This window comes from Bradyrhizobium sp. S69 (assembly GCF_009766005.1).
Taxonomy (GTDB): Bacteria; Pseudomonadota; Alphaproteobacteria; order Rhizobiales; family Xanthobacteraceae; genus Bradyrhizobium.
Genome location: NZ_LMUK01000010.1, coordinates 143,180 through 165,980 on the forward strand (window position 1 = coordinate 143,180; position 22,801 = coordinate 165,980).

The 22,801-nt window shown below is 63.4% G+C and carries 23 protein-coding genes; 16 read left to right on the top strand and 7 right to left on the bottom strand.

The window, feature by feature from the left end; genetic code table 11:
• Positions 1-27 precede the first annotated feature (27 nt).
• The 5 genes from GSQ88_RS03905 to GSQ88_RS03925 all read left to right on the top strand — a co-directional run bounded on the left by GSQ88_RS03905 (position 28) and on the right by GSQ88_RS03925 (position 2,512).
• The gene (locus GSQ88_RS03905) at positions 28-921 is read left to right on the top strand and encodes an SDR family oxidoreductase (protein ID WP_159006071.1); all 894 of its coding nucleotides are present in this window, start codon (positions 28-30) and stop codon (positions 919-921) included.
• A gap of 89 nt (positions 922-1,010) precedes the next feature.
• Complete coding sequence (locus tag GSQ88_RS03910; protein ID WP_159006072.1) at positions 1,011-1,334, top strand: ArsR/SmtB family transcription factor; 324 nt, start codon at positions 1,011-1,013, stop codon at positions 1,332-1,334.
• Positions 1,331-1,741 carry an SRPBCC family protein gene (locus GSQ88_RS03915; protein WP_159006073.1) on the top strand — a complete coding sequence of 137 codons (411 nt, stop codon included), beginning with the start codon at positions 1,331-1,333 and terminating at the stop codon, positions 1,739-1,741. Before GSQ88_RS03910 ends, GSQ88_RS03915 begins: the two co-directional genes overlap by 4 nt.
• Before the next feature lie 52 nt (positions 1,742-1,793).
• Positions 1,794-2,015: a hypothetical protein gene (locus GSQ88_RS03920; protein ID WP_174247909.1), complete on the top strand. Its 222-nt coding sequence runs from the start codon at positions 1,794-1,796 to the stop codon at positions 2,013-2,015.
• Positions 2,016-2,053: 38 nt separating this feature from the next.
• Complete coding sequence (locus tag GSQ88_RS03925) at positions 2,054-2,512, top strand: DUF1801 domain-containing protein (protein ID WP_159006112.1); 459 nt, start codon at positions 2,054-2,056, stop codon at positions 2,510-2,512.
• Between the two features lie 59 nt (positions 2,513-2,571).
• Here the strand turns inward: GSQ88_RS03925 and GSQ88_RS03930 are convergent, their stop codons facing one another.
• The 4 genes from GSQ88_RS03930 to GSQ88_RS03945 all read right to left on the bottom strand — a co-directional run bounded on the left by GSQ88_RS03930 (position 2,572) and on the right by GSQ88_RS03945 (position 7,033).
• The gene (locus GSQ88_RS03930) at positions 2,572-4,362 is read right to left on the bottom strand and encodes an MOSC and FAD-binding oxidoreductase domain-containing protein (protein ID WP_159006075.1); all 1,791 of its coding nucleotides are present in this window, start codon (positions 4,360-4,362) and stop codon (positions 2,572-2,574) included.
• Between the two features lie 83 nt (positions 4,363-4,445).
• Complete coding sequence (locus GSQ88_RS03935) at positions 4,446-5,639, bottom strand: MFS transporter (protein ID WP_502706692.1); 1,194 nt, start codon at positions 5,637-5,639, stop codon at positions 4,446-4,448.
• Between the two features lie 35 nt (positions 5,640-5,674).
• Positions 5,675-6,553 (bottom strand): 3-deoxy-8-phosphooctulonate synthase, encoded by an 879-nt coding sequence (gene kdsA / locus GSQ88_RS03940; protein ID WP_502706689.1) that lies wholly within the window; start codon positions 6,551-6,553, stop codon positions 5,675-5,677.
• A 153-nt stretch (positions 6,554-6,706) separates the two neighbouring features.
• Positions 6,707-7,033: an NIPSNAP family protein gene (locus GSQ88_RS03945; RefSeq protein WP_159006078.1), complete on the bottom strand. Its 327-nt coding sequence runs from the start codon at positions 7,031-7,033 to the stop codon at positions 6,707-6,709.
• A 122-nt stretch (positions 7,034-7,155) separates the two neighbouring features.
• On the opposite strand from GSQ88_RS03945, the gene GSQ88_RS03950 reads away from it, so the two are divergent.
• Positions 7,156-7,416, top strand: coding sequence for a BrnT family toxin (locus tag GSQ88_RS03950; RefSeq protein ID WP_159006079.1), 261 nt, complete (start codon positions 7,156-7,158; stop codon positions 7,414-7,416).
• Complete coding sequence (locus tag GSQ88_RS03955) at positions 7,400-7,696, top strand: BrnA antitoxin family protein (RefSeq protein ID WP_159006080.1); 297 nt, start codon at positions 7,400-7,402, stop codon at positions 7,694-7,696. Before GSQ88_RS03950 ends, GSQ88_RS03955 begins: the two co-directional genes overlap by 17 nt.
• 6 nt (positions 7,697-7,702) lie before the next feature.
• Here the strand turns inward: GSQ88_RS03955 and pyrG are convergent, their stop codons facing one another.
• From pyrG to tpiA, 3 genes are all read right to left on the bottom strand, one after another.
• Positions 7,703-9,334: a CTP synthase gene (gene pyrG, locus GSQ88_RS03960; RefSeq protein ID WP_159006081.1), complete on the bottom strand. Its 1,632-nt coding sequence runs from the start codon at positions 9,332-9,334 to the stop codon at positions 7,703-7,705.
• Between the two features lie 166 nt (positions 9,335-9,500).
• Complete coding sequence (gene secG / locus GSQ88_RS03965; protein ID WP_159006082.1) at positions 9,501-9,887, bottom strand: preprotein translocase subunit SecG; 387 nt, start codon at positions 9,885-9,887, stop codon at positions 9,501-9,503.
• A gap of 329 nt (positions 9,888-10,216) precedes the next feature.
• Positions 10,217-10,978 carry a triose-phosphate isomerase gene (tpiA, locus tag GSQ88_RS03970; RefSeq protein WP_159006083.1) on the bottom strand — a complete coding sequence of 254 codons (762 nt, stop codon included), beginning with the start codon at positions 10,976-10,978 and terminating at the stop codon, positions 10,217-10,219.
• Between the two features lie 329 nt (positions 10,979-11,307).
• On the opposite strand from tpiA, the gene GSQ88_RS03975 reads away from it, so the two are divergent.
• The 9 genes from GSQ88_RS03975 (at position 11,308) to trpC (ending at position 22,799) form a co-directional block, all read left to right on the top strand.
• Entirely contained in the window at positions 11,308-12,924 is a 1,617-nt protein-coding gene (locus GSQ88_RS03975; RefSeq protein WP_159006084.1) for an ABC transporter substrate-binding protein, read from the top strand.
• A 21-nt stretch (positions 12,925-12,945) separates the two neighbouring features.
• A complete protein-coding gene (locus GSQ88_RS03980; RefSeq protein WP_159006113.1) occupies positions 12,946-13,899 on the top strand; it encodes an ABC transporter permease in 954 nt (317 codons plus the stop codon).
• Between the two features lies 1 nt (position 13,900).
• Positions 13,901-14,728 carry an ABC transporter permease gene (locus GSQ88_RS03985; RefSeq protein ID WP_159006085.1) on the top strand — a complete coding sequence of 276 codons (828 nt, stop codon included), beginning with the start codon at positions 13,901-13,903 and terminating at the stop codon, positions 14,726-14,728.
• Positions 14,725-16,341, top strand: coding sequence for an ABC transporter ATP-binding protein (locus tag GSQ88_RS03990; RefSeq protein WP_159006086.1), 1,617 nt, complete (start codon positions 14,725-14,727; stop codon positions 16,339-16,341). Before GSQ88_RS03985 ends, GSQ88_RS03990 begins: the two co-directional genes overlap by 4 nt.
• Positions 16,338-17,522, top strand: a complete 1,185-nt coding sequence (locus tag GSQ88_RS03995; RefSeq protein ID WP_159006087.1) for an amidase — start codon at positions 16,338-16,340, stop codon at positions 17,520-17,522. Before GSQ88_RS03990 ends, GSQ88_RS03995 begins: the two co-directional genes overlap by 4 nt.
• 22 nt (positions 17,523-17,544) lie before the next feature.
• Complete coding sequence (locus GSQ88_RS04000) at positions 17,545-18,558, top strand: alpha/beta fold hydrolase (RefSeq protein WP_159006088.1); 1,014 nt, start codon at positions 17,545-17,547, stop codon at positions 18,556-18,558.
• A 301-nt stretch (positions 18,559-18,859) separates the two neighbouring features.
• The gene (locus GSQ88_RS04005; protein WP_159006089.1) at positions 18,860-20,788 is read left to right on the top strand and encodes a peptidylprolyl isomerase; all 1,929 of its coding nucleotides are present in this window, start codon (positions 18,860-18,862) and stop codon (positions 20,786-20,788) included.
• Between the two features lie 159 nt (positions 20,789-20,947).
• Entirely contained in the window at positions 20,948-21,961 is a 1,014-nt protein-coding gene (gene trpD, locus GSQ88_RS04010; RefSeq protein WP_159006090.1) for an anthranilate phosphoribosyltransferase, read from the top strand.
• 16 nt (positions 21,962-21,977) lie between these two features.
• Positions 21,978-22,799, top strand: coding sequence for an indole-3-glycerol phosphate synthase TrpC (gene trpC / locus GSQ88_RS04015; protein ID WP_159006091.1), 822 nt, complete (start codon positions 21,978-21,980; stop codon positions 22,797-22,799).
• Positions 22,800-22,801: the final 2 nt, after the last annotated feature.

Here is a 22,801-nt window from a genome sequence, read left to right on the forward strand (position 1 = left end):
TCTCCGGGCAACCCTGGAGACATTCCCATGCGCATATTCCTCACCGGTGCGACCGGCTTTATCGGTTCGGCCATCGTTCCGGAACTCATCAACGCCGGCCATCAGGTCCTCGGACTGACGCGGTCGGATGCGGGAGCGCAGTCTCTCGCCACCGCCGGCGCCGAGGTGCATCGCGGCACGCTCGAAGACCTCGAAAGCCTGCGTAGCGGAGCCGCCCAATCGGACGGCGTGATCCATTGCGCCTTCGACCACGACTTCCTGAACTTCGTGGCCAATTGCGAAAAGGACAAACGCGCCATCGGGGCGCTCGGCGCAGCACTTGCCGGATCCGACCGGCCTTTGGTGATCACTTCCGGAACCGGAATGGGCAACACGGTGCACGGCCAACCCGCGACCGAGGACGCCTTCCATGCCGATAACCCGCATCCCCGCAAAGCTTCGGAATTGGCTGGAGCTTCGATGTTGGAGGCTGGCATCAATGTGTCGGTGGTGCGCCTGCCGCAGGTTCACGACACGGTCAAACAGGGCCTCATAACCCCAGCGGTAGCGATCGCGCGCGAGAAGGGCGTCTCGGCCTATGTGGGCGACGGATCGAACCGCTGGCCGGCGGCGCATGTGCTCGATGTCGCTCGCCTCTACCGGCTGGCGCTGGAAAAGCGCGAGGCTGGCGCCAGGTATCACGCGGTCGCTGAAGAGGGCGTCGCGGGCCGAGAGATCGCGGAAGTCGTTGGCAGAGGTTTGAAAGTGCCTGTCGTCGCGATGTCTCCGGAACAGGCCGCGGGTCATTTTGGCTGGCTTGCGCCATTTGCCGGGATGGATATCCCCGCTTCAAGTGCGCAAACGCAGGCGCGGCTCGGATGGCACCCGACCGGTCCCGGATTGATCGCCGACCTCGAGAACATGCGCTACGCCGCCGCTTGAGCACGACCGCGCTTTGCGTCGTTATCGCTTGACGAACACATAACCCGCTGGTTATACATAACCCATAGCCAGCGGGTTATTGATTCAAAATGCCAGATGCTCACGATGTGCTGTTTCGAACGCTCGCCGATCCGACCCGGCGGGCGATCTTCGAGCGACTATGCCGCGAAGGTGAGCAAACGGTCGGGGCGCTGACGACCCACGCCGGGGTCTCGCAACCGGCGGTATCAAAACATCTCGGAGTCCTGAAGCAGGCCGGCCTCGTGCGTGATCGCCACGAGGGCCGCCAGACGCATTATTGCGCGCAACACCGTGCGCTGGCGCCGCTGCTCGACTGGACCAGCCACATGGTGGGGTTCTGGCAGAGCCGGTTCGACGACCTCGAAGATCTCCTCAAAAGGATGGACCAATGAGCGAGCCTGCGACCGAAACGCTGTCCGCCATCGTCGAACGCAATATCCCCTACCCGCCGGAAAAGATCTGGCGCGCGCTGACCCAGCCACATCTGATCCAGGAGTGGCTGATGAAGAACGACTTCCAGCCGGTGGTGGATCACCGTTTTAAGCTTCGCGGCGACTGGGGCGCCGTTGACTGCAAGGTGCTGGCGATCGAGCCGCACAAGACGCTGTCCTACACATGGGATGCGATGGGCCTCGAGAGTGTCGTGACCTGGACGCTCACCGCGACCGATACGGGGACCCATCTGCGCATGGAGCAGTCGGGCTTCCGGCCGGATCAGCGGCAGGCTTACCAGGGCGCCAAATACGGCTGGCAGAAATTCCTTGGAAACCTGGAGCAGGTGTTGGCGCGCGTTGACTGACGCCGGCCCGGCGCCATTCACCCGATCCGCTTCGCGATTATCGTCAAGGAGGTTGAGCATGAACATCTGGATTAGGCAGGGTCACCGCTGGCTGTCGATCATCTTTACGGCAACTGTCATCGCCAATTTCGTCGCCCGGATATGGGGAGAACCTCCGCCCTGGGTGACCTACTCGCCGCTGGCTCCGCTGTTCTTGCTGTTGTTCAGCGGGCTCTACATGTTCGTGCTGCCCTATACTGCCAAATCGCGCGGCACGCGGCGCGCCGGCCTATAAGGATAAACGCAATGACCAAGAGCGAGGCCCACACAGACATGTCTGCATCGGAAAATATCGACCGGCTGATCGCAGGGCTTGCGGACTGGCGCGGCAAAACGCTCGCCGGCATCCGCAAGGCGATCCTCGCGGCCGACAATGAGATCGTTGAGGAATGGAAGTGGATGGGAAGCCCGGTGTGGTCGCGCCACGGAAACATCGTGGTCGGCAACGCCCACAAGGACAAGGTGAAGCTTACCTTTGCCCACGGCGCAAGCCTGCCGGATCCCGAAAAACTCTTCAACAACGGTTTTGGCGGCAAGGTGTGGCGGGCGATCGATGTTTTCGAGGGCGACAAGGTCAATGCGCGCGCGCTAACCAGTCTCATCCGCGCTGCGATCGATTACAATCAGCTCAAGTTGAAGAAGAAAGCGGATGCGAAGAAGAAAGCGCCGTTGAAGAAAGCGGCCGGAGCTACCGGCGCGAAAGCGAAAGCCGCCAAACAGCGTTCGGACTAGAACGTGAGCTCATATCGTGCCCTCCACTCCCGGTGCGTAAGTGATCCAGCCTCGCGCCGTCACAGATCAATGACAACATCGCCCTCGGGTTGCGCGCAGCAGATCAGCGCAATGCCGTCGGCTGGTGCGTCGATCGGCTCCGGGTGGTAGCCGACCTTGCCGGCCACGAGCCCGCTCTCACAGGTGTGGCAGACCCCCGTTCGACACGCGAACCGCACCGGCACGTCGCAGGCCTCGGCCAACTCGAGCAAATTTTGGAACGTCGGCTCCCACCGCACATTGAGCCCGCTGCGGGCGAACGAAACCAGCGGTCCCGAGCCGGCAAGCCCTGCTGGTAGAAGCCCTGCTGGTAGAAGTCCTGCCGGCAAATGAGGCGGCCGACTCGGTGAAGCCGCGATGCCTGGCGTATTGGATGGACCGGCGCCGAACATCTCGGTGTGAATGCGATCTCGCGCGACGCCCAACGCTGCAAGGCCGACCGTCAGGTCGTTCATGAAGGCCGATGGTCCGCAGATGTAGAAGTCACCGTCGCGCGGCAAATCAAGTTCCTGAAGCACGCGGGTATTCAGCCGTCCGGGAGCGTCGAAATCAATCGTGGGCCGATCCCCGGCATCGGGCGAACTGTAACAAATGTGGCTGTGCTGGTGGGCAAGCGCTTTGAGCAGTCCGCGCGTCTCCTCGGCAAACGGATGTTCGCGGCCGTTACGGGCTCCGTATAGCCACCAGATTTCCCGCGTCGACGCTTCGGCTGCCAGCGCATGAAGCATCGCCAGCACAGGCGTTACGCCGATCCCGGCACTCAACAGAACAACCGGCGTCTCGCCCGGCCGTAATGTGAAGCTGCCGCGTGCCGCGCTGGCCGGAACGATGTCGCCAACCTGTAGCGCATCGTCGACATAGGCGCTGGCGGCGCCATGGGCTTCCCGCTTGACGCTCACGCGATAGGACGCGGCGCCAGGTTCCCCCGACAGCGAATAGCTCCGCGTCAGCGCAGGCGCGGATGGCGGCCCGAGCCGCAGCACGACAAACTGCCCGGGGAGAGCCGCAGTGACAGGTTGACCATCGGTAGGCTCCAGCACCAGCGACGTCACGTTGCCGCTCTCGCGCACCTTGCGCGAGACACGAAGCGGACGGAATCCACGCCACGCCGGAGGCGCGCCCGACACGGCACCGAGTCCGGCGTTTCCGGTCGTCACGCCGCCCGTTTGCTCCTGGTCGAGCAACGCCTCGAACGATCTGCGCCAGTCAACACTCAGCGTCGGGATCCGCAGCGCGCGCTCGAGCCGATCGCGGGGATGGCCCGGCATGTAAAGCAGCGCATCAATCTCGGACACGCTCATGCGTTCGGGCCCGGACGCGACCCGCGTGATCTCGTCGCCGGCCGTCACTTCGCCTTCCTCCAGCACCCGAAAATAAAAGCCGGGCCTGCCGTGCTTGACCACCAACGCGGCCATATCCGGCTGGTTCATACGGATGCCTAGCCGGTAGCAGGTGACACGCGGCTGCGTGACCTCGAACAAAGTGCTGCCGATCCGGTAGCGATCTCCAATACACACCTCCGCATCCGACAGGCCATCGACGGTGAAGTTCTCGCCGAACTGCCCATAGACGAAATCGTTTCGTCCCAATTGGCTCTGCCAATACCGGTAGGAATCCATCTGATAGACAAATACCGCCCGGCGTTCGCCGCCGTGGCCGTTCAAATCCCCTTGTCCGTCACCGTCGATGTTAAGTCGGCGCACCGTGCGCGGGCCTTCAACCGGCGCCTTCCAGATGCCGGTATGAACCGTCTTGCCCTGCCAGGGGACATCTCGCGGCAAGCCGACATTCACTGAGAGCAAGCGTGCCATTGCATCTCCTCGACGACGATAGCGCTACCTGCCGCCCCGCATCGGTCAAGCAGTTGCATCAGATGGCGGAGGCCAGACTCGTGTCAAGGCGCAACGTCGGGCCGCGCCGCCGCGTCCGCCGGCCGGGTCTGCCGCAACAGCCGCGCACAGACAAAGCCGAGCGTGACGATAATAACCGCACTGGTCAGCAGCGCCGGAATCTTGCCGGCATTCAGGATGCCGAACCCGTAGGCGATCGGGCCGACGGTCTGGCCCATGAAAAAGAAGAATGAATGCAGCGCCAGCGCGGTGGCGCGGGCTTCCACCGACAATTCGCTGGCGAACACCTGCAGCGAGCCGTGGATCATGTAGAACCCCGCCCCCATCAGGACGAAGCTGAACGCCTGGAACTGCCAGCGCGGACCGAAGGCGATGATGGCCAGTTGCACGCCCATCAGCGCCGCGCCCGACATCATCAAGCCGTTGATCCCGATCAGCGGCAGCAGCCGCGATACGGTCGCGGTGTAGAACAAGCCGCCGACCGCGAATCCGGCAATCACCAACCCGCCGATCGAAAGGCTGGTGACGCCCTGCTCGAACAGGAACGAAGCGATGTAGGGAAACAGGCCGAGCACGCAACAGCCCTCGATAAAGACCGCGCTGTAGCAGACCTTCGCGTTGGGATTGGCGAAGATGGTGCGATAGCCGTGCTTGAGCACCGATAGATCGATCTTTGCCGGCGCCCGGGTCAGCGCCCCGCCGCGAAATCCGAGTGCGACCGCGATCGAGGCCACCACCGCCAGCGAGCCGAGCACAGCGAGCACGCCGCGCCAGCCCAGGAAGTCGCCGACCAGCCCCGACAGCGACGCCCCCAGCAGATTGCCGGTCATCGAGCCCGTCAGGGTTCTTCCGATCGCAATCTGGCGCTTCTCCGGTCCGACCAGATCGCTGGCGAGCCCGAGCGCGATCGGAAATACCCCGCCGGCGCCGATCCCGGCCAGGATGCGTGTCGCAAACAGCATCGGAAACGACGACGACAGCGCGCCGAGCACGTTGGCCACGCCCAGCAGCACGAGGCATATGATCACGAGCCGTGCCTTGCCGAACAAATCCGCCGCAGCCCCCAGCGCCGGCTGGATGATGGCGAAGGTGAAGGCGAACACCGAGGCAAAGCCCGCCGCGGTCGCGATGCTGACGGCAAAATCGCTGGCGACATGCGGCAGCACTGGATCGAGCGCCCGCGCCGAGAGGCTGGCGGCAAACGTCGCCAGCGCAATGATGTTCAGGACTGGCGGCATGCGCGATTGATCGCGGCCGCTAGGCGTATTGCCCATCAGGCCGCCGGGCTTTTCGCCAAGCGGTCGAATGCCATCAATGTCCGCAGCAGCCCCTCGAACTCACGCAGCGGCACCATGTTCGGACCGTCGGACGGCGCGTGATCGGGATCGGGATGGGTTTCGATGAACACCCCGGCGACGCCCACCGCGACCGCGGCGCGCGCCAGCACCGGGACGAACTCGCGCTCGCCGCCCGACGATGCGCCCTTGCCGCCCGGTTGCTGCACCGAATGCGTGGCGTCGAAAATCACCGGCGCGCCGGTGGTGCGCGCCAAAATCGGCAGCGCCCGCATGTCCGACACCAGCGTATTATAACCGAACGAAGCGCCGCGCTCGGTGACCAGCACATTGCGATTGCCTGATCCAGTGATCTTGGCGACCACATTGGCCATGTCCCACGGCGCCAGGAACTGGCCTTTCTTGACGTTGACGACCTTGCCGGTTTCGGCCGCCGCGACCAACAGATCGGTCTGCCGGCAGAGAAACGCCGGGATCTGCAACACGTCGACCGCCTGCGCGACCTCGGCGCATTGCGAGATTTCGTGGATGTCGGTGAGCACGGGCAATCCGAGCGAAGAACGGATTTCGGCAAAGATCGGCAGCGCCTGTTGGAGGCCGATGCCGCGCGCGGCCCTGGCGCTGGTGCGGTTGGCCTTGTCGAACGAGGTCTTGTAGACGAGGCCGATGCCGAGCCGCGTCGCAATCTCCTTCAGCGCGCCGGCGACTTCGAGCGCGTGCGCACGGCTTTCGAGCTGGCACGGGCCGGCGATGATCGAGATCGGCAGGTCGTTGCCGAACTTGACCGTGCCCGCGGTGACAACCGGTGCAGCTGTAGGGGTGGTGTTCAAAGCGCTTTCCTTGTTCGGGCCGACCATGCCGGGCGGTTTCCCGGGGATCAACCCTCTCAAGCCATTTTGGCAGCTTGGAATATCAGGGTTGTCCAACCGACACGATCACCGGCGCAACCGCCCGCCCCGCATCGCATGCGGGGCGCGCTTTCGCTGCAACAATGCTTTTCGTGAACGCGGTCACTTGACCGACGAGAACGAGGTCGGCACCAGCAACTGGTTGACGATGTTGCCGACGATCTGGCCGTCTGCCTCGGTCTTGGCGCGCGCTGAAATCCAGTCCGGATCGCTCTGGAATGCGGCCCATTTCTTCTCGCGATCGGCGAGCGACTCCCAGGCCAGCAGATAGGTCAGGTCCTGGTTGGATTCGCCGACCAGCGTGGTGAAGAACCCGGCCTGCTTGATGCCGTGCTTTTCCCAAAGTTTTAGCGTGATGGTCTCAAAGCGCTTCAACAGCGCCGGCAGCCGGCCCGGCAGGCAACGATAGACGCGTGTCTCGTAGATCATAGGTATCCTCCCTGTTCTTGCGCGGCGGTTATAGCCGGTAGCCTGAAGACTGTCTTGAGGGGGTGAGCACATGGCACCGTTGTCATCTTGACCGAAGCATCGACAAATCGTATATACAAAAAATGGTTGGTTTCGATCCATCGAAGGACGCGGTCAATCTGGCCAAACACGGCATATCGCTGGCGCGCTGGGTCGACCTCGATATCTTCGCAGTGGTCGATGATGATCGTTTCGAATACGGCGAACCGCGTTATCGCGGTTACGGACTGATCGACGGCCTCGCTTATTGCCTCGTCTTCACGATCCGCGATGGGCAGTACCGGCCGATCAGCCTTCGACGTGCGCATGCAAAGGAAATGAAACGCCATGCCTCGAAAAGCTAAGCAGCCCCCCGTCATCTTCGACGACGATAATCCGGAATGGACCAAAGAGGATTTCGCGCGAGCGACGAAATGGCCCGCCGGGGTACGATTGAAGGACCTCAAACCGGGCGAATTGGCGCGCATTGTGGGAAAACGCGGGCCACAGAAAACGCCAACCAAGGTCGCGGTATCGATCCGTCTCAGCCCGGAGGTCGTAAAACATTTCAAGGCCAAAGGCCCCGGCTGGCAGTCGCGGATCGATGATGCCTTGCGCAAGATCGCAAAAAAGAAGGCGGGCTGATTCGAGTTAAACCAGCCGGCTTTGCACCATCGCGGCCTGAACGAACGACGCAAACAGCGGGTGCGGTTCGAACGGGCGCGATTTCAGTTCGGGATGGAATTGCACGCCGATGAACCAGGGGTGATCCTCATATTCGACGATCTCCGGCAGCACGCCATCGGGCGACAGGCCGGAAAACCGCAGGCCGTGCTGCTCGAGCCGGTCCTTGTAGGCGGTGTTGACCTCGTAGCGGTGGCGATGACGTTCGGAAATCTCGGTGGCGCCGCCATAGACTTCCGATACCCGGCTGCCGCGGGTCAGTGCCGCGGGGTACGCGCCGAGCCGCATGGTGCCGCCGAGATCGCCAACCTTGGAGCGCTTCTCCAGTTCATTGCCGCGCAACCATTCCGTCATCAGGCCGACCAGCGGCTCCTTGGTCGGGCCGAACTCGGTGGAATTGGCCGCCTCGATACCGACCAGATTACGCGCGGCCTCGATCACCGCCATCTGCATGCCGAAGCAAATGCCGAAATACGGCACATTGCGCTCGCGCGCGAATTGCGCCGCGCGAATCTTGCCCTCGGCGCCGCGCTGGCCGAAGCCGCCGGGCACCAGGATGCCGTTGACGTGCTCGAGGAACGGCGCCGGGTCTTCGTTCTCGAACACCTCGCTCTCGATCCAGTCGAGATTGACCTTGACCTTGTTGGCGATGCCGCCGTGCGACAGCGCCTCGATCAGCGATTTATAGGCGTCCTTCATGCCGGTGTATTTGCCGACGATGGCGATGGTCACCGCGCCTTCGGGGTTGCGCACCCGCTCGTTGATGACGTTCCAGCTCTGTAGCGCCGGCGGAATCCGCGCCTCGATGCCGAACGCCGCCAGCACTTCATCGTCGAGGCCGGCGGCGTGGTAGGCCTCCGGCACTGCGTAGATGTTATCGACATCCCGCGCCTCGATCACCGCGGTCTCGCGCACGTTGCAGAACAGGCCGAGCTTGCGCCGCTCTTCCTTGGGGATCGGGCGATCGGTGCGGCACAGCAGGATGTCCGGCTGGATGCCGATCGAGCGCAGCTCCTTGACCGAATGCTGGGTCGGTTTTGTCTTGAGTTCGCCCGCGCTTGGGATGAACGGCAGCAGCGTCAGATGAATGTAGATGGCGTGGTCGCGCGGCAAATCGTTCTTGATCTGGCGGATCGCCTCGAAGAACGGCAGGCCCTCGATGTCGCCGACCGTGCCGCCGATCTCGCAGAGCACGAAATCGTAATCGTCATTGCTGTCGAGGATGAAATCCTTGATCGCGTTGGTGACGTGCGGAATCACCTGGATGGTGGCGCCGAGATAGTCGCCGCGGCGTTCCTTGGTCAGGATGTCCTGATAGATGCGCCCGGTGGTGATGTTGTCGGCCTTGGTGGCCGGACGTCCGGTAAAGCGCTCGTAATGGCCGAGATCGAGATCGGTCTCGGCGCCGTCATCGGTGACGAACACTTCGCCGTGCTGATACGGCGACATCGTTCCGGGATCGAGATTGAGATAAGGGTCGAGCTTGCGAAGCCGGACCTTGTAGCCTCGTGATTGCAACAGCGCGCCAAGCGCCGCTGAAGCAAGACCTTTTCCGAGCGATGAAACCACGCCGCCGGTGATGAATATGTACCGCGCCATGGGGCCTAACCTTTAATGCCAGTGGCATGATTCGCCAAAACGAATCGCGCCCCGCGCCAAACATTCGGCCGGGCTGTGGGTGACGTGAAAACTGAAGTATTGTCAGGACATTGATGGGGTCTGCTCATGCAGGACGCTAGATGCGATCCTGCATGGCCACCAAGCTTTATTGGGACTTCGGCGCTTCCGGGCCTGACGGAGCCGGTGGATTCGCCGGCTGGTCGGACTTCTTCAGCGAATCCAGCACACCGCCGCTGGTCGGCGCGATCGGGGTCGGGCCGCCGGCCGGCTGCGACTGCGACGCCGGCGTGCCCAGGATCGAGGTCGGGGCGCGGTTGTAGCTCGCGAGCCAGTTCAGAAACAGGCTGGTGACGAAGAAGCCGACCGCCAGGATGGCCGTAGTGCGGGACAGCAAATTGGCGGTGCCGCGGCTCGACATGAAGCCGGCGCCGCCGCCCATGCCAAGGCCACCGCCTTCGGATTTCTGCAGCAGCACGGTCGCGATCAGAACCGCGACGATCATGAGGTGGACGACGATAACGACAGTCTGCATTGCTACCTTCCGTCGCAAACCAACGTGGCCGGGGAGCCGGCTGCATCAACGGGCTTGCGGGATTTGAATTCGCGGCGGTGTTACACGATCGGACCGGGCATTGTCACCCCCCGCGCGATCAGCACCAGATAGTTGCTTTACGGCCTTTTCGCGAGTGCGCTAGAGCCCAGTTCCGATGGAATCGGAGCTGGGCTCTAGTCTTTTGTTTTGACGCGTTTTCTTCACGCGAACCGGTGCCCACTTCGCTCGAAAACGCTCTTCGGGGGCAAAAACAGCGCCACCGGCGGTATTTTTACAACTTATGATGTCTAACTGAGGAAAAGACAATCCTACGACGGACAACCCTGTGCAATCGCGAGGAAATCCGATGCCTTCAGGCTGGCGCCGCCGACCAGCGCGCCGTTGACGTTGGCCACCGCCATCAGTTCGGCCGCGTTGGAGGGTTTCACCGAGCCGCCATAGAGGATGCGGATCCGGGGCCCCTCGTCCTTGAACCGCGATGTCAGGCAGTCCCGGATGAAGCGATGAACCTGCTCGACATCGGAGGCCGTCGGCGTCAGCCCGGTACCGATCGCCCAGACCGGCTCATAGGCCACCACCAGATTAGCTGCCGTGATGCCGTCAGGCAGCGATCCCGCGAGCTGGCCGCCACAAATATCGAGCGTCTTGCCGTGATCGCGCTGCTGCTGGGTCTCGCCGATACAGACGATGGCAACGAGACCGGCGCGCCAGCAGGCCTCCGCCTTCAGCCGCACCAGCGCGTCACTCTCGCCATGATCGGCGCGGCGCTCCGAATGGCCGACGATGATGGCGGTGGCGCCGGCATCCGCCAGCATTTCGGCCGAGAGGTCGCCGGTATGGGCGCCCGAGACCTTGGGATGGCAATCCTGGGCACCGATCGCCAGCGTTTTGACCCCGCGTGCTCGATCCGCGAAGCCGGCGATCAAGGTCGCCGGCGGGCAAACCAGGAGATCGGCCTTGGCAGCGAAGCCCGCGGCGCCGGCACACATCGCGTCGAATTCCGCGATGGTGGCCTTGAGGCCGTTCATTTTCCAGTTGCCGGCAATCAGCGGCCGGATGGCGTCGGTCATATGACATTCCCGCGATCGTGTGACGTCGGTATCAGCTAGCAGAGCCGCGGTGCCTATTCCAGAGAACAGTCTTGCTACATCCCCGCCAAGATGGCGACGTCGCAACGGCCAATGCCCGTGACTCAACGCGTGGGCATCACAAACAAGTGTTGGAGGAACGCAATTGTTGGAGCAACGACCGACGCACCATTCTCCAAAAACGTCGACCAGAGTCTTGTTTTGTAGATTTTTTGGTAACTGGACCGATTGTCGCGGCATCTGGGATGGCACGTCAATTGCTTGTTTGCGAACACCATCAAGGAGTTCGCATTTTGGTTCACGATCCGCGCTTGAATAAAATCTCACGCCGTACGGCTCTGGCTTTGCCGCTTGGGTTGGTCGCATCCTCCAGCACGATCTTCAACAATTTGGCCAAGGCCGATCAGCCGGTGCGAGGCGGCACGATGGTGATGATCGTGCAGCCCGAGCCTTCGACGCTCGCCCATTACGCCGTGACCGCCGGCAATATCCCGCCCATCGCCACGCAGATCTATGAAGGTCTGGTGACCTACGACTGGGATCAAAATCCCCAGCCCAATCTCGCAACCTCCTGGGAAATCGCGCCCGACGGTAAATCCATTACCTTCAAGCTGCGCGAGGGCGTCGTGTTTCACAACGGCAAGCCTTTCACAAGCGCCGACGTCCAATTCTCCTTCATGGAGATCTTGAAGAAATATCACCCCATTGCACCGCTCCTGCTTGCCGAACTAACCGGCGTCGACACCCCGGACGAAAAGACCGCGGTTCTGCTGCTCGCCAATCCCGCGCCCTATCTCATGAAGGGGCTCGCGGGGCGCGACCTGCCGATCATGTGCAAATCGGTTTTCGAGGGAACGCAGATCTTGCAGAATCCATCGGCCAACAAGCCGATCGGCACCGGGCCGTTCAAATTCGGCCAATGGGACCGCGGGCAGTTCGTGCGGCTCGACCGCAATGAAAAATACTGGAAGCCGGGACTGCCCTATCTCGATCATATCATCGCGCGTTTCATTCCCGATGCCGCGACGCGCTCTGCCGCGCTCGAAACCGGCGAGGCACATTTCGCCGGCTACAGCGCCGTCAACTACGCCGATCTGGCGCGGATGAAAACCAACCCGACGCTCGATACGACGATGAAAGGCTATGAGATGACGCCCGCCTTGAGCGTGCTCGAGCTCAATGCCAAACACGCCCCGCTCGACAAAAAGGAAGTGCGCCAGGCCATCGCTTACGCGATCGACCGCAACGTGATCCTGCGCGATGTCATGTATGGCTACGGCAAGCCAGCCACCGGCCCGCTCAGCAGCCTGTTCAAGACCGTCGGGTTCTATACCGACGATGTGCACAAATATGACGTGCCCGACCGTCTCGACATTGCCAACAGACTGCTCGACGGCGCGGGCCTGCCGCGCGGCGCCAACGGCATGCGCTTCGGCATGCATCTCGAAGTCAATTCATTCGGCGAGCAATGGCTGCGCCAGGCCGAATATCTCAAACAGGCGCTTGCGATCGTCGGGATCGATCTGACGCTGCGCTCGGAAGACACCGCCACCTGGTTGCGGCGCGTCTATACCGAGTACGATTACGATATTAACGAGCCCTTCCTGAGCCAGGGTGTCGATCCGGTCTATGGCCTCAACAAGCAATATCTGGCGTCGCAGATCAGAAAAGGCGTGACCTTCGTCAACGACAGCTTTTATGCCAATCCGGAATTCGACGGCATTCTCAACGAGGCGATGCGCGAACAAGACCACGACAAGCGCGCCGTGCTGTACAAGAAGGCGCAGCAGATTCTGGCCGAGGATTGCCCGCTGGTCTGGCTGATCGACGTGCAATATGTCTCGGTCTTCAACCGAAAGCTTCACGATCACACCACCGGGCCGCTCGGCACGCAGCAGGCTTTCGAACGGGCCTGGCTGGAAACCTGAGCCGTGCGATTTGCCCGTTATATGGGATACCGGCTGGTCACCGCGCTGCCGGTGATCTTCGGCATCATTGTACTCAACTTCCTGCTGATCCATCTGGCGCCCGGCGACGCGGCCTCGGTGCTCGCCGGCGAGAGCGGTGCGGCGACGCCCGAATATATGGACGCGCTGCGCCATAAATTCGGCCTCGACCAATCGCTCGGCATGCAGTTCCTGACATACCTCTCGAACATGGCGCACTTCAATCTCGGCTATTCTTACCGCAACGATGCCGATGTCTCTGGCCTGATCCTCGAACGGCTCGGGCCGACCAGCCTTTTGATGTTGACGGCGTTCGGGACCGCTGTGGTGCTCGGCATCATCCTTGGTCTGGTTGCCGCGACCGGGCGCAATTCCTGGCGCGACAACATCATTTCGCTGGTGAGCCTTGTCGCCTATGCAACGCCCGGATTCTGGCTTGGGCTGATGATGATCGTGATCTTTTCGATCGGGCTAGGCTGGCTGCCGACAAGCGGGTTCGACACCGTCGGCGCCGGTCACGAAGGCTGGGCCGAGGTAAAGGACGTCGCCCGCCATCTGGTGATGCCCGCCGTCTCGCTCGCGCTGTTTTACCTCGCGCTCTACGCGCGCCTGATGCGCGCATCCGTCCTCGAGCAAACCGGCATGGACTATGTGACGACGGCGCGCGCCAAGGGCCAGACCGAGCGCCGGATCATGACAGGTCATGTGCTGCGCAATGCGCTGTTGCCGATCGTGACGATCGCCGGCGTTCAGGCCGGCAATCTGATCGGCGGCTCCATCGTCGTGGAAACCGTATTCGGCTGGCCCGGCATCGGCACGCTGGCCTTCAACGCGCTCCAATCGCGCGACCTCAATCTGTTGCTCGCGATCTTCTTCATGTCGGCCTGCCTGATCGTGGTCATCAACCTCGCCGTCGACGTGATCTACGTCATGCTCGACCCGCGCATGGAGATTTGACATGTGGCAGGGTGTTGCGCGGTTCGCGCGTAATCGGATGGCTTTATTCGGCGCGGCCGTGCTGGGGTGCCTGCTGCTGCTCGTCGTGCTCACGCCGGTGATCTATCCCGACAATCCGTTCAAGCTCGCCGGCCCCGCCTTGCAGCCGCCGGGCGGCCGCTTCCTGCTCGGCACCGACACGCTCGGTCGCGATGTCGCAGCCGAGATCGCCTACGGCGCCCGCACCTCGCTCCTCATCGGTGTCGGCGCCACCCTCGCCGCCATCGTGTTCGGCGCGGTGCTCGGAGGCATCGCCGGTTACTATCGCGGGCGGACCGAAACCGTGCTGATGCGCCTCACCGAATTCTTTCAGACCATCCCGGCCTTCATCTTCGCTCTGTTGATCGTCGCGATCCTCTCGCCGTCGGTCTCCAGCGAGATCATCGCGATTGCCGCGGTCTCCTGGCCAAGCATCGCGCGGCTGGTGCGCGGCGAATTCGTCGCCCTCGGCGGCCGCGAATTCGTGCAGGCCTGCGCCGGCCTCGGCGCCAGCGACGCGCGCATCATCCTCAACCATATGCTGCCGAACTGCGCCTCCTCCATCATCGCGGTCGGTTCGCTCTTGATCGGCACCGCGATCCTGCTCGAGGCCGGATTGGCGTTTCTCGGCCTCGGCGATCCCAATGTCATGAGTTGGGGGCTGATCATCAGCGCCGGACGCGCGGTTTTACGTTCTGCCTGGTGGATCTGCACCTTTCCGGGCATCGCGATCCTGCTCACGGTGCTCGGCATCAATCTCATTGGCGACGGGCTCAACGAAGCCCTCAATCCGAGGCTGCGCGAGCGATGAACGAGACCGTCCTCGAACTTGAAAAGCTCACGATCGCTTTGCCGCCCGGCGCCGACCGGGCCAATGCGGTAAGCGATGTCGATCTGGTGTTGCGCGCCGGCAAGGTAACGTGCCTGATCGGCGAAAGCGGATCAGGCAAATCGCTGGTCGCGCGTTCGATCCTGGGCCTGCTGCCGCGCCCGCATGTGCGCGTCGGGAGCGGCCGCATCCTGTTCGAAGGCCAGGATCTTGCTGTCGCGCCGCAGGACAGGATGCGCGCCATCCGCGGCGCAAAAATCGGCATGATCTTCCAGGAGCCGATGACGGCGTTAAACCCGCTGCACACGATCGGCCGCCAGCTCGATGAAGTGCTGCGCATTCACACCTCGCTCGGCAAAGCCGCCCGCCGCGCCCGCGTGCTCGAATTGATCGACAGCGTTCATCTGCCGGAGCCTGCGCGCATCATCGGTTCGTTTCCCCACCAATTGAGCGGCGGCCAGCGCCAGCGCGCGATGATCGCGATGGCTTTGCTGCTCAATCCGCGGCTATTGATCGCCGATGAACCGACGACGGCGCTCGACGTCACGACCCAGGCGCAAATTCTCTATCTGATCCGCGAACTGCAGCGCGAGCACGGCACATCAGTTCTCTTCATCACGCATGATTTCGGCGTCGTCGTCGACATTGCCGATGAGGTCGCCGTGCTGCAGCGCGGCACCCTGGTCGAGCGTGGCACGGCCGGCGCCGTGCTTGGCGCGCCGACCCATCCCTATACCAAGGCGTTGATCGCCGCGGTGCCCAAGCTCGTACCACCGGCGGCACGGCCGGCGAATATGCAACCGATCATCATTGAGGCGCGCAATATCACCAAGACCTATGGCACGCGGGGCCTGTTTGGTGGGCGCGTCACCCTGGCCCTGGCCGGCGTGAACATGGAACTACGTCGCGGTGAAACGCTCGGCCTGGTCGGGGAAAGTGGCTCCGGGAAAAGCACCTTGGCACGCGCCATCACCCGGCTGCTGCCGATCGATAGCGGTCAAATCCTGCTCGGCGGCACCGATATCGCCCGTCTCCCGCGCCACCGGCTCCGCCCAATCCGCAAACGCGTCCAAATGGTGTTTCAGGATCCTTACGCGTCGCTGGATCCGCGGCAACGCGTCATCGACATCATCGCCGAAGGCCCGATCATCCACGGCACCCCGGCCTTCAGAGCCCGCGAAGAAGCGCTAGCGCTGCTCGGCCTTGTCGGGCTCGACGCCTCGGCAGCGAAACGTTTTCCGCATGAGTTCAGCGGCGGCCAGCGCCAGCGGATCGGCATTGCCCGGGCGCTCGCGCTGCACCCGGAAGTGCTGGTCGCCGACGAGCCGGTCTCGGCGCTTGACGTGTCGGTGCAAGCGCAGGTGCTGGCGCTGCTCGCCGACATCAAGGCGCGGCTGCAGCTCAGCATGCTGTTCGTGACGCATGATTTGCGCGTCGCGCTGCAAGTCTGCGATCGCATCGCCGTGATGAAACAAGGCGAGGTGGTCGAAATGGCGCCGACCGCCGAGATCTTTTTCAATCCGCAGCATTCCTATACCAAGGCCTTGTTCGCCGCCGTGCCTGGGGGCAGTTGGCAAGACCGGAAAGCGTCATGACCTCGACCGAAGCTTTTATACCGGGCCCGCGCACGCGTGTGCCGGGTGCGGCGACGGGGCCGCTCGCCGGTCTTGGTTTCGCGGTCAAGGATCTGATCGATGTCGCCGATGTACCGACCGGCGGCGGCAATCCCGATTGGCCGCGCTTCGCCCCAACGCCGACCCGTCACGCGTGGGTGGTGCAGACCCTGCTCGATGCCGGCGCCTCGGTCGTCGGCAAGACCATCACCGACGAAGTGTCGCTCGGCATTCTTGGCGAGAACGCGCATGACGGCACGCCGTTGAATCCGGCGGCACCCGGCCGCGTGCCGGGCGGCTCGTCGAGCGGATCGGCTTCCGCCGTGGCGGCCAGGGCCTGCGATTTCGCGCTTGGCACCGACACCGGCGGCTCGGTGCGCGTGCCCTCGAGCTTTTGCGGTCTTTACGGCATCCGGCCGACGCATGGGCGGATCGATTTCACCGGCATTGCCGTGCAGGCGCCCGGCAGCGACACCTGCGGCTGGTTCGCGCGCGATGCAGTGACCTTCGCGCGTGTTGGCGAGGTTTTATTCGGAAGCGCCCTGCCCGCCACGTTGCCCACGACGCTGCTGGTGGCCCAGGACTCCTTCGGCTTCGCGGACGAAAATGTGCAGCAGGCGCTCGCGCCAGCCGTCAGCCGTTTGGCGAAGCTGATAGGGCATCGGCGTGAGGTGACGCTGGCGCCGCAAGGGCTTTCGGTCTGGCAACGCGCGCAACGCGTATTGCAGGCGAGCGAGGCCTGGCGCACGTTTCAGCCTTGGCTCGACGGCCATAATCCGCGCCTCGCCTTCAGCGTGGCGCGAGGCTTGTTGCAGGGGTCGAGCATGACCGACGCGGAGCGTAACGCCGCGAGCCTGATGCGGATGGAGGCCCGCGCCCGGCTCCGCATGCTGCTGCCGTCAGGCACCATCCTCTGCCTGCCGACGACACCGTTTCCGGCGCCGCAAAAAGGTCTGCCGCTTCACCAACTGGATCCCTTGCGTGAACGCATCTCTTGCCTGACCAGCCAAGGCGGCCTCACCGGCGTGCCGCAGGTCAATCTTCCCGGCGCCACCGTCGATGGCGCGCCGGTGGGGCTTTCGATCATCGGCGCGCGTGGGTCGGATCTCGATCTGCTGCGCGTCGCCGTTGCTTTCGAGGCGCAGGTCGCCGAGAAGCCGTAGACGGACATCCAGGAGAACAGCGATGGATTGGGAGAATGAGACGGGCAGCTTTGCCCTCGGCGATTTTGCCGTTGAAAAAGGCGGCGTGATCCGCGAGGCCCAACTCGCCTGGCAGCGCTTTGGCATGCTCAACGGCAAGCGCGACAATCTCATCCTCTACCCCTCGAGCTATTCCGCGCGTCTTGCGGATATGTCGTGGCTGGTCGGACCGCGGGGTATTCTCGATCCCACGCGCTGGTGCATCGTCGCCGTGGCCATGTTCTCGAACGGGGAATCGTCCGGCGCGGCGGAGACGCCGGATTATCCAGCACTTGTCACGGTTGCCGACAATGTCCGCGCCCAGCACCGTCTCGTCACCGAAATGCTCGGCGTGGATAAACTCGCCGCCGTTTATGGATTTTCGATGGGCGGCATGCAGGCCTACCATTGGGCGGCGCTCTATCCCGAAATGGTGGCACGCGCCTTCGTCGTCTGCGGCAGCGCCCGCACCGCCGATCACAACAAGGTTTTTCTGTCCGGCCTGTTGCGCACGCTCGAAGCCGCCCCCGAGCATCTCGGCAATGGCCGCTTTTCGAGCGAGCCGCTGCTGGCGCTCAGGGCTTTTGGCCACATCTATGCCGGCTGGGGCCTGAGCCAGGATTTCTACCGGGCCGGCCTCTACAAAAGCGCACTCGGCGCGCCCGATCTCGAAACCTTCGTCCGCATCAATTGGGCCGAGCGGTTTTCGCAGTGCCGCGCGGCGAACCTCTATGCGCAGGCGCACGCATGGTTTCACGGCGATATCAGCGACAACAGACTTTACAACGGCGATCTCACGCACGCGCTCCGATCCATCAAAGCGCGAATGTTGCTGATGCCGAGCGAAACGGATCTGTATTTCCGCGTTGCCGATAATGCGGCCGAGCTTCCTTATCTGGCAACCGGGACCCTGCGGCCGATCCCCAGCGTATGGGGTCATCGCGCGGGCAATCCGAGCGCCAATCCGGCAGATGCAGCCTTTCTCAGGGCGGGGGTCACGGATTTGCTGGCGGGATAAAGCCCGATTCTGGGTCGATTCTTGGGGGCCCGTACCGCGCGCACGGCCCGTTCCTGACTTTGGCTCGCCCCCTGATCAAGCTCCCACCTGCGCCTTGCCACGGGTCCGGGGAGCGGACGGCGACGCCGTACACCAAAAAACGCCGGCCGCAGCAGGCTTGCAGCGGGGGCCATCGGCAAGCTAGACCGTGCCTAGACCGAAGATAGAACATCCATTTCCCGCACCCACGGCTGAGGCGCGGGCTGGAACTCGGAAAAGCGAATAAAATCAGCCCCTTATTTTTTAGATAGAAGACAGACCCATGCTTCGAGGAATGCGGAAAGCCTCATCAAACTGGCTCGGCAAAACCATCATGGCCGTGGTGATGGGGGTCTTGATCATCAGTTTCGGAGTCTGGGGTATTGCCGACATCTTCAGGGGATTCGGCCAATCGACTTTGGCCAAGGTCGGTCACACCGAGATTTCGGCCAATGAATTCCGCCAGCTCTATACCGATCGGCTGCAGCAGCTTGGCCGCCAATTCGGCCGTCCGCTGACGATGGAGCAGGCCCGCGCCTTTGGCCTCGACCGCCAGGTCCTGCAGCAGACCATCGCCGAGGCCGCCCTCGATGAGGAAGCGCGCCGTCTCGGGCTGGCGCAGTCCGACGACGAAACCCGGCGCATGATCTTCAGCGACCCCAATTTCAAGGGAGCCAACGGCGCCTTCGATCCCCAGCGTTTCGAGGCCGCGATCCGGCAATACGGCTACAGCGAGGCCCGTTATGTCGCCGATCAGCGCAAGGTCTCGCTGCGGCGCCAGATCGCCGGCACGATTTCGGCGGGTCTGGCACCACCGAAACTGACGATCGACGCGCTCAGCAACTTCCAGAACGAACAGCGCTCGGTCGAATACGTCAAACTCGACGTCGCCCAGGCCGGAACCATCGATCCGCCTTCGCCGGAGACGCTGGCCGGTTACTTCGACGATCACAAGGTCCAGTTCCGCGCGCCCGAATATCGCAAGATCGCCTTTGTCGCGATCACCCCGGAAGACATCGGCAAATGGACCGAAGTCTCCGACGAGGACGCCAAGAAGCTGTACGACGTGCGCAAGGACAGCCTTGGCCGGCCGGAAAAGCGCGAGGTGTCGCAAATCGTATTTCCCAACGATGCGGAAGCCGCCGCGGCGCGCGCGCGTATCGCCTCGGGCCTGTCGTTCGACGACCTCGCCAAGGAGCGCGGGTTGAAACCATCCGACGTCGAGCTGGGCCTGGTCTCGAAATCCGAGATCATCGATCCGGCGGTGGCGAATGCCGCTTTCACCCAGCCGTCCGGCGATGTGAGCGAGCCGTTGGCGGGCAAATTCGGTGTCGCCTTGATCAAGATCGGCAAGATCGAGCCGGGCGCCGAAGTCCCCTTTGAAGCCGTAGCACCTGCCCTGAAAAAGGAAATCGCGACCGAGCGCGCGCGCAAATCGGTCGGCGCTCTCCGCGACAAGATGGAAGACGAACGCGGCGGCGGCGCCAGTGTGGTCGAGGCCGCCAAGAAGCTCGGACTGAACGCTGTCACCGTCGAAGCGGTCGACCGCTCCGGCCGCCGCCTCGACGGTCAGTTCGCGACCGACATTCCCAAGGGGCTCGATATCGTCACGCAGGCCTTCGGCAGCGACGTCGGCGTCGACAACGATCCGATTACCTTCAACGGCGGCTATGTCTGGTACGACGTGCTCGGCATCATCCCGTCGCGCGAGCGCAATCTCGATGAGGTCAAGGACCAGGTCGAGGCGAAATGGCGTGACGACCAGATCACCAGCCGGCTGCGCGCCAAGGCCACCGACATGGTGCAAAAGCTCGATTCCGGCGCCAAGCTCGCCGACGAGGCCGCAACCGCCGGACTGAAAGTCGAGACTTCGGCGGGCTTCAGGCGCGAAGCCACCGTGCCCGGCGTTCCCGCCGGCCTGATCGCGGCGGCGTTTCGTACCGCGAAGGACGGCGCCGGCCAAACCCCCGGCGCGGCCAATAACGAGTGGCTCGTGTTTCGCGTGACCGATGTCAGCGTGCCGCCGATCGACCTTGCGTCGGACGACATCAAGAAGATGAAGGAACAGCTTCAGCGCAGCGTCGAGGACGAACAGATCGCGCAATACGTCACCAAGCTCGAAGCCGACATCGGCACCACCATCAACGAAGCCGCCTTCGCCCAGGCAACCGGCGCGAGCAGCAGCGACAACAACAGCGACAGCAACAACTGAGCCTGAATTGAAAATTCAAAGCGGCCCTCGCCCGATCCACAGTTGCCTCACCCCGAGGAGCGGCCTGTTGACCGCGTCTCGAAGGATGGCGCATTGATGGTTCGAGACGGCGCAAAGGCGTCTCTTCACCGTGCGGTCCCTTTTTTCTGAAAGCTCGCGATGGACGACTTTAAATCTATCATCGGAAAAGTCGCGACCGGTGCGACGCTGTCGCGCGATGAGGCGGCGTCCGCCTTCGACAGCATGATGTCCGGCGAGGCCACGCCCTCGCAGATGGGCGGACTGTTGATGGCGCTGCGCGTCCGCGGCGAGACCGTCGACGAGATCACCGGCGCGGTATCGGCCATGCGCGCCAAGATGCTGCGGGTCGAGGCGCCGGCCGACGCCGTCGACGTGGTCGGCACCGGCGGCGACGGTTCCGGCTCGGTCAATGTGTCGACCTGCGCCTCGTTCATCGTCGCGGGCACCGGCGTGCCGGTTGCCAAGCACGGCAATCGCGCACTGTCGTCGCGCTCGGGCGCCGCCGACGTGCTGTCCTCGCTCGGGGTCAAGATCGATATCACGCCTGAGCAGGTCGGCCATTGCGTCGCCAAGGCCGGGATCGGCTTCATGTTCGCGCCTACCCACCATCCCGCGACCAAGAATGTCGGCCCGACCCGGACCGAACTCGGAACCCGCACCATCTTCAATCTGCTGGGCCCGCTGTCCAATCCGGCCGGCGTCAGGCGGCAGATGGTCGGGGTGTTTTCCCGGCAATGGGTGCTGCCGCTGGCGCAAGTGCTGAAGAATCTCGGTGCCGAATCCGCCTGGGTGGTGCACGGCTCCGATGGCCTGGACGAAATCACCCTCACGGGGCCGACGTTTGTCGCCGCCCTCGAAAACGGCGAGATCCGCACCTTCGAGGTGACGCCGGAGCAAGCCGGCCTGCCACGCGCCAGCGGTGATGGCTTGAAGGGCGGCGACGCCGCCGCCAACGCGATCGCCCTGCAGAGCGTGCTTGACGGCAAGCCGAGCCCCTACCGCGATGTCGCGCTGCTCAACGCGGCGGCGGCGCTGATCGTGGCCGGCCGCGCCAAGGATCTGAAAGAAGGTGTGGGCCTTGGCACAAAATCGCTCGACAGCGGTGCGGCGGCAGCACGGCTGAAGCAACTGATCGCGGTCTCCAACGGCTGATCCAAAGGGCCTTTCGATGTCCGACATCCTGACCAAGATCGAGACTTACAAGCGAGAGGAAATCGCCGCCGCCAAGCGCGCGCACCCGCTCTCGAGCCTCGAAGCGCTGGCGAAATCCGCCCCCGCGCCACGCGGTTTCGTCGGTGCGATCCGCGGCAAGCTCGCCAGCGGCGACTACGCGCTGATCGCCGAAGTGAAAAAAGCCTCGCCCTCCAAGGGGCTGATTCGTGCCGATTTCGATCCGCCTGCCCTTGCCAGGGCCTATGAAGCCGGAGGCGCTGCCTGTCTGTCGGTGCTGACCGACACGCCGTCGTTCCAGGGCCATCTCGATTTCATGGTGGCGGCGCGCGCGGCGACCGCACTGCCGGTGCTGCGCAAGGATTTCATGTTCGACACCTATCAGGTGGTCGAGGCGAGAGCCCATGGCGCCGACTGCATCCTGATCATCATGGCGGCACTCGACGACGGCGCGGCCCGCGATATCGAGGACGCCGCGATCACGTACGGCATGGACGTGCTGATCGAAATCCATGACCGCGGCGAACTCGATCGCGCCCTGAAACTTCGCTCGCCGATGATCGGCGTCAACAACCGCAACTTGCGGACCTTCGAGACCACGCTGGCGACCAGCGAGGCGCTGGCGCCGCTGATCCCCGGCGACCGGCTGATGGTCGGCGAAAGCGGCATCTTCGCGGCCCCCGATCTCGCGCGGCTGGCGCGGGTCGGCGTGTCGACTTTCCTGGTCGGCGAAAGCCTGATGCGGCAGGCCGACGTCACCGCCGCGACCCGCGCTTTGCTGGCGCGCGCCGAGCCCATCAGTGCGACGGGGACGCGCTAGAT

Bases quoted from the DNA above. Each gene is read 5' to 3' on its own strand.
- GSQ88_RS03930 (WP_159006075.1), bottom strand. From the start codon at position 4,362: ATGGCACGCTTGCTCTCAGTGAATGTCGGCTTGCCGCGAGATGTCCCC.
- GSQ88_RS03980 (WP_159006113.1), top strand. From the start codon at position 12,946: ATGGGATACCGGCTGGTCACCGCGCTGCCGGTGATCTTCGGCATCATT.
- secG (WP_159006082.1), bottom strand. From the start codon at position 9,887: ATGCAGACTGTCGTTATCGTCGTCCACCTCATGATCGTCGCGGTTCTG.
- GSQ88_RS04000 (WP_159006088.1), top strand. From the start codon at position 17,545: ATGGATTGGGAGAATGAGACGGGCAGCTTTGCCCTCGGCGATTTTGCC.
- GSQ88_RS03995 (WP_159006087.1), top strand. From the start codon at position 16,338: ATGACCTCGACCGAAGCTTTTATACCGGGCCCGCGCACGCGTGTGCCG.
- trpC (WP_159006091.1), top strand. From the start codon at position 21,978: ATGTCCGACATCCTGACCAAGATCGAGACTTACAAGCGAGAGGAAATC.
- trpD (WP_159006090.1), top strand. From the start codon at position 20,948: ATGGACGACTTTAAATCTATCATCGGAAAAGTCGCGACCGGTGCGACG.
- GSQ88_RS03925 (WP_159006112.1), top strand. From the start codon at position 2,054: ATGTCTGCATCGGAAAATATCGACCGGCTGATCGCAGGGCTTGCGGAC.
- GSQ88_RS03910 (WP_159006072.1), top strand. From the start codon at position 1,011: ATGCCAGATGCTCACGATGTGCTGTTTCGAACGCTCGCCGATCCGACC.
- tpiA (WP_159006083.1), bottom strand. From the start codon at position 10,978: ATGACCGACGCCATCCGGCCGCTGATTGCCGGCAACTGGAAAATGAAC.
- GSQ88_RS03985 (WP_159006085.1), top strand. From the start codon at position 13,901: ATGTGGCAGGGTGTTGCGCGGTTCGCGCGTAATCGGATGGCTTTATTC.
- pyrG (WP_159006081.1), bottom strand. From the start codon at position 9,334: ATGGCGCGGTACATATTCATCACCGGCGGCGTGGTTTCATCGCTCGGA.
- GSQ88_RS03945 (WP_159006078.1), bottom strand. From the start codon at position 7,033: ATGATCTACGAGACACGCGTCTATCGTTGCCTGCCGGGCCGGCTGCCG.
- kdsA (WP_502706689.1), bottom strand. From the start codon at position 6,553: ATGGTCGGCCCGAACAAGGAAAGCGCTTTGAACACCACCCCTACAGCT.
- GSQ88_RS03905 (WP_159006071.1), top strand. From the start codon at position 28: ATGCGCATATTCCTCACCGGTGCGACCGGCTTTATCGGTTCGGCCATC.
- GSQ88_RS03990 (WP_159006086.1), top strand. From the start codon at position 14,725: ATGAACGAGACCGTCCTCGAACTTGAAAAGCTCACGATCGCTTTGCCG.
- GSQ88_RS03915 (WP_159006073.1), top strand. From the start codon at position 1,331: ATGAGCGAGCCTGCGACCGAAACGCTGTCCGCCATCGTCGAACGCAAT.
- GSQ88_RS04005 (WP_159006089.1), top strand. From the start codon at position 18,860: ATGCTTCGAGGAATGCGGAAAGCCTCATCAAACTGGCTCGGCAAAACC.
- GSQ88_RS03935 (WP_502706692.1), bottom strand. From the start codon at position 5,639: ATGCCGCCAGTCCTGAACATCATTGCGCTGGCGACGTTTGCCGCCAGC.
- GSQ88_RS03955 (WP_159006080.1), top strand. From the start codon at position 7,400: ATGCCTCGAAAAGCTAAGCAGCCCCCCGTCATCTTCGACGACGATAAT.
- GSQ88_RS03950 (WP_159006079.1), top strand. From the start codon at position 7,156: ATGGTTGGTTTCGATCCATCGAAGGACGCGGTCAATCTGGCCAAACAC.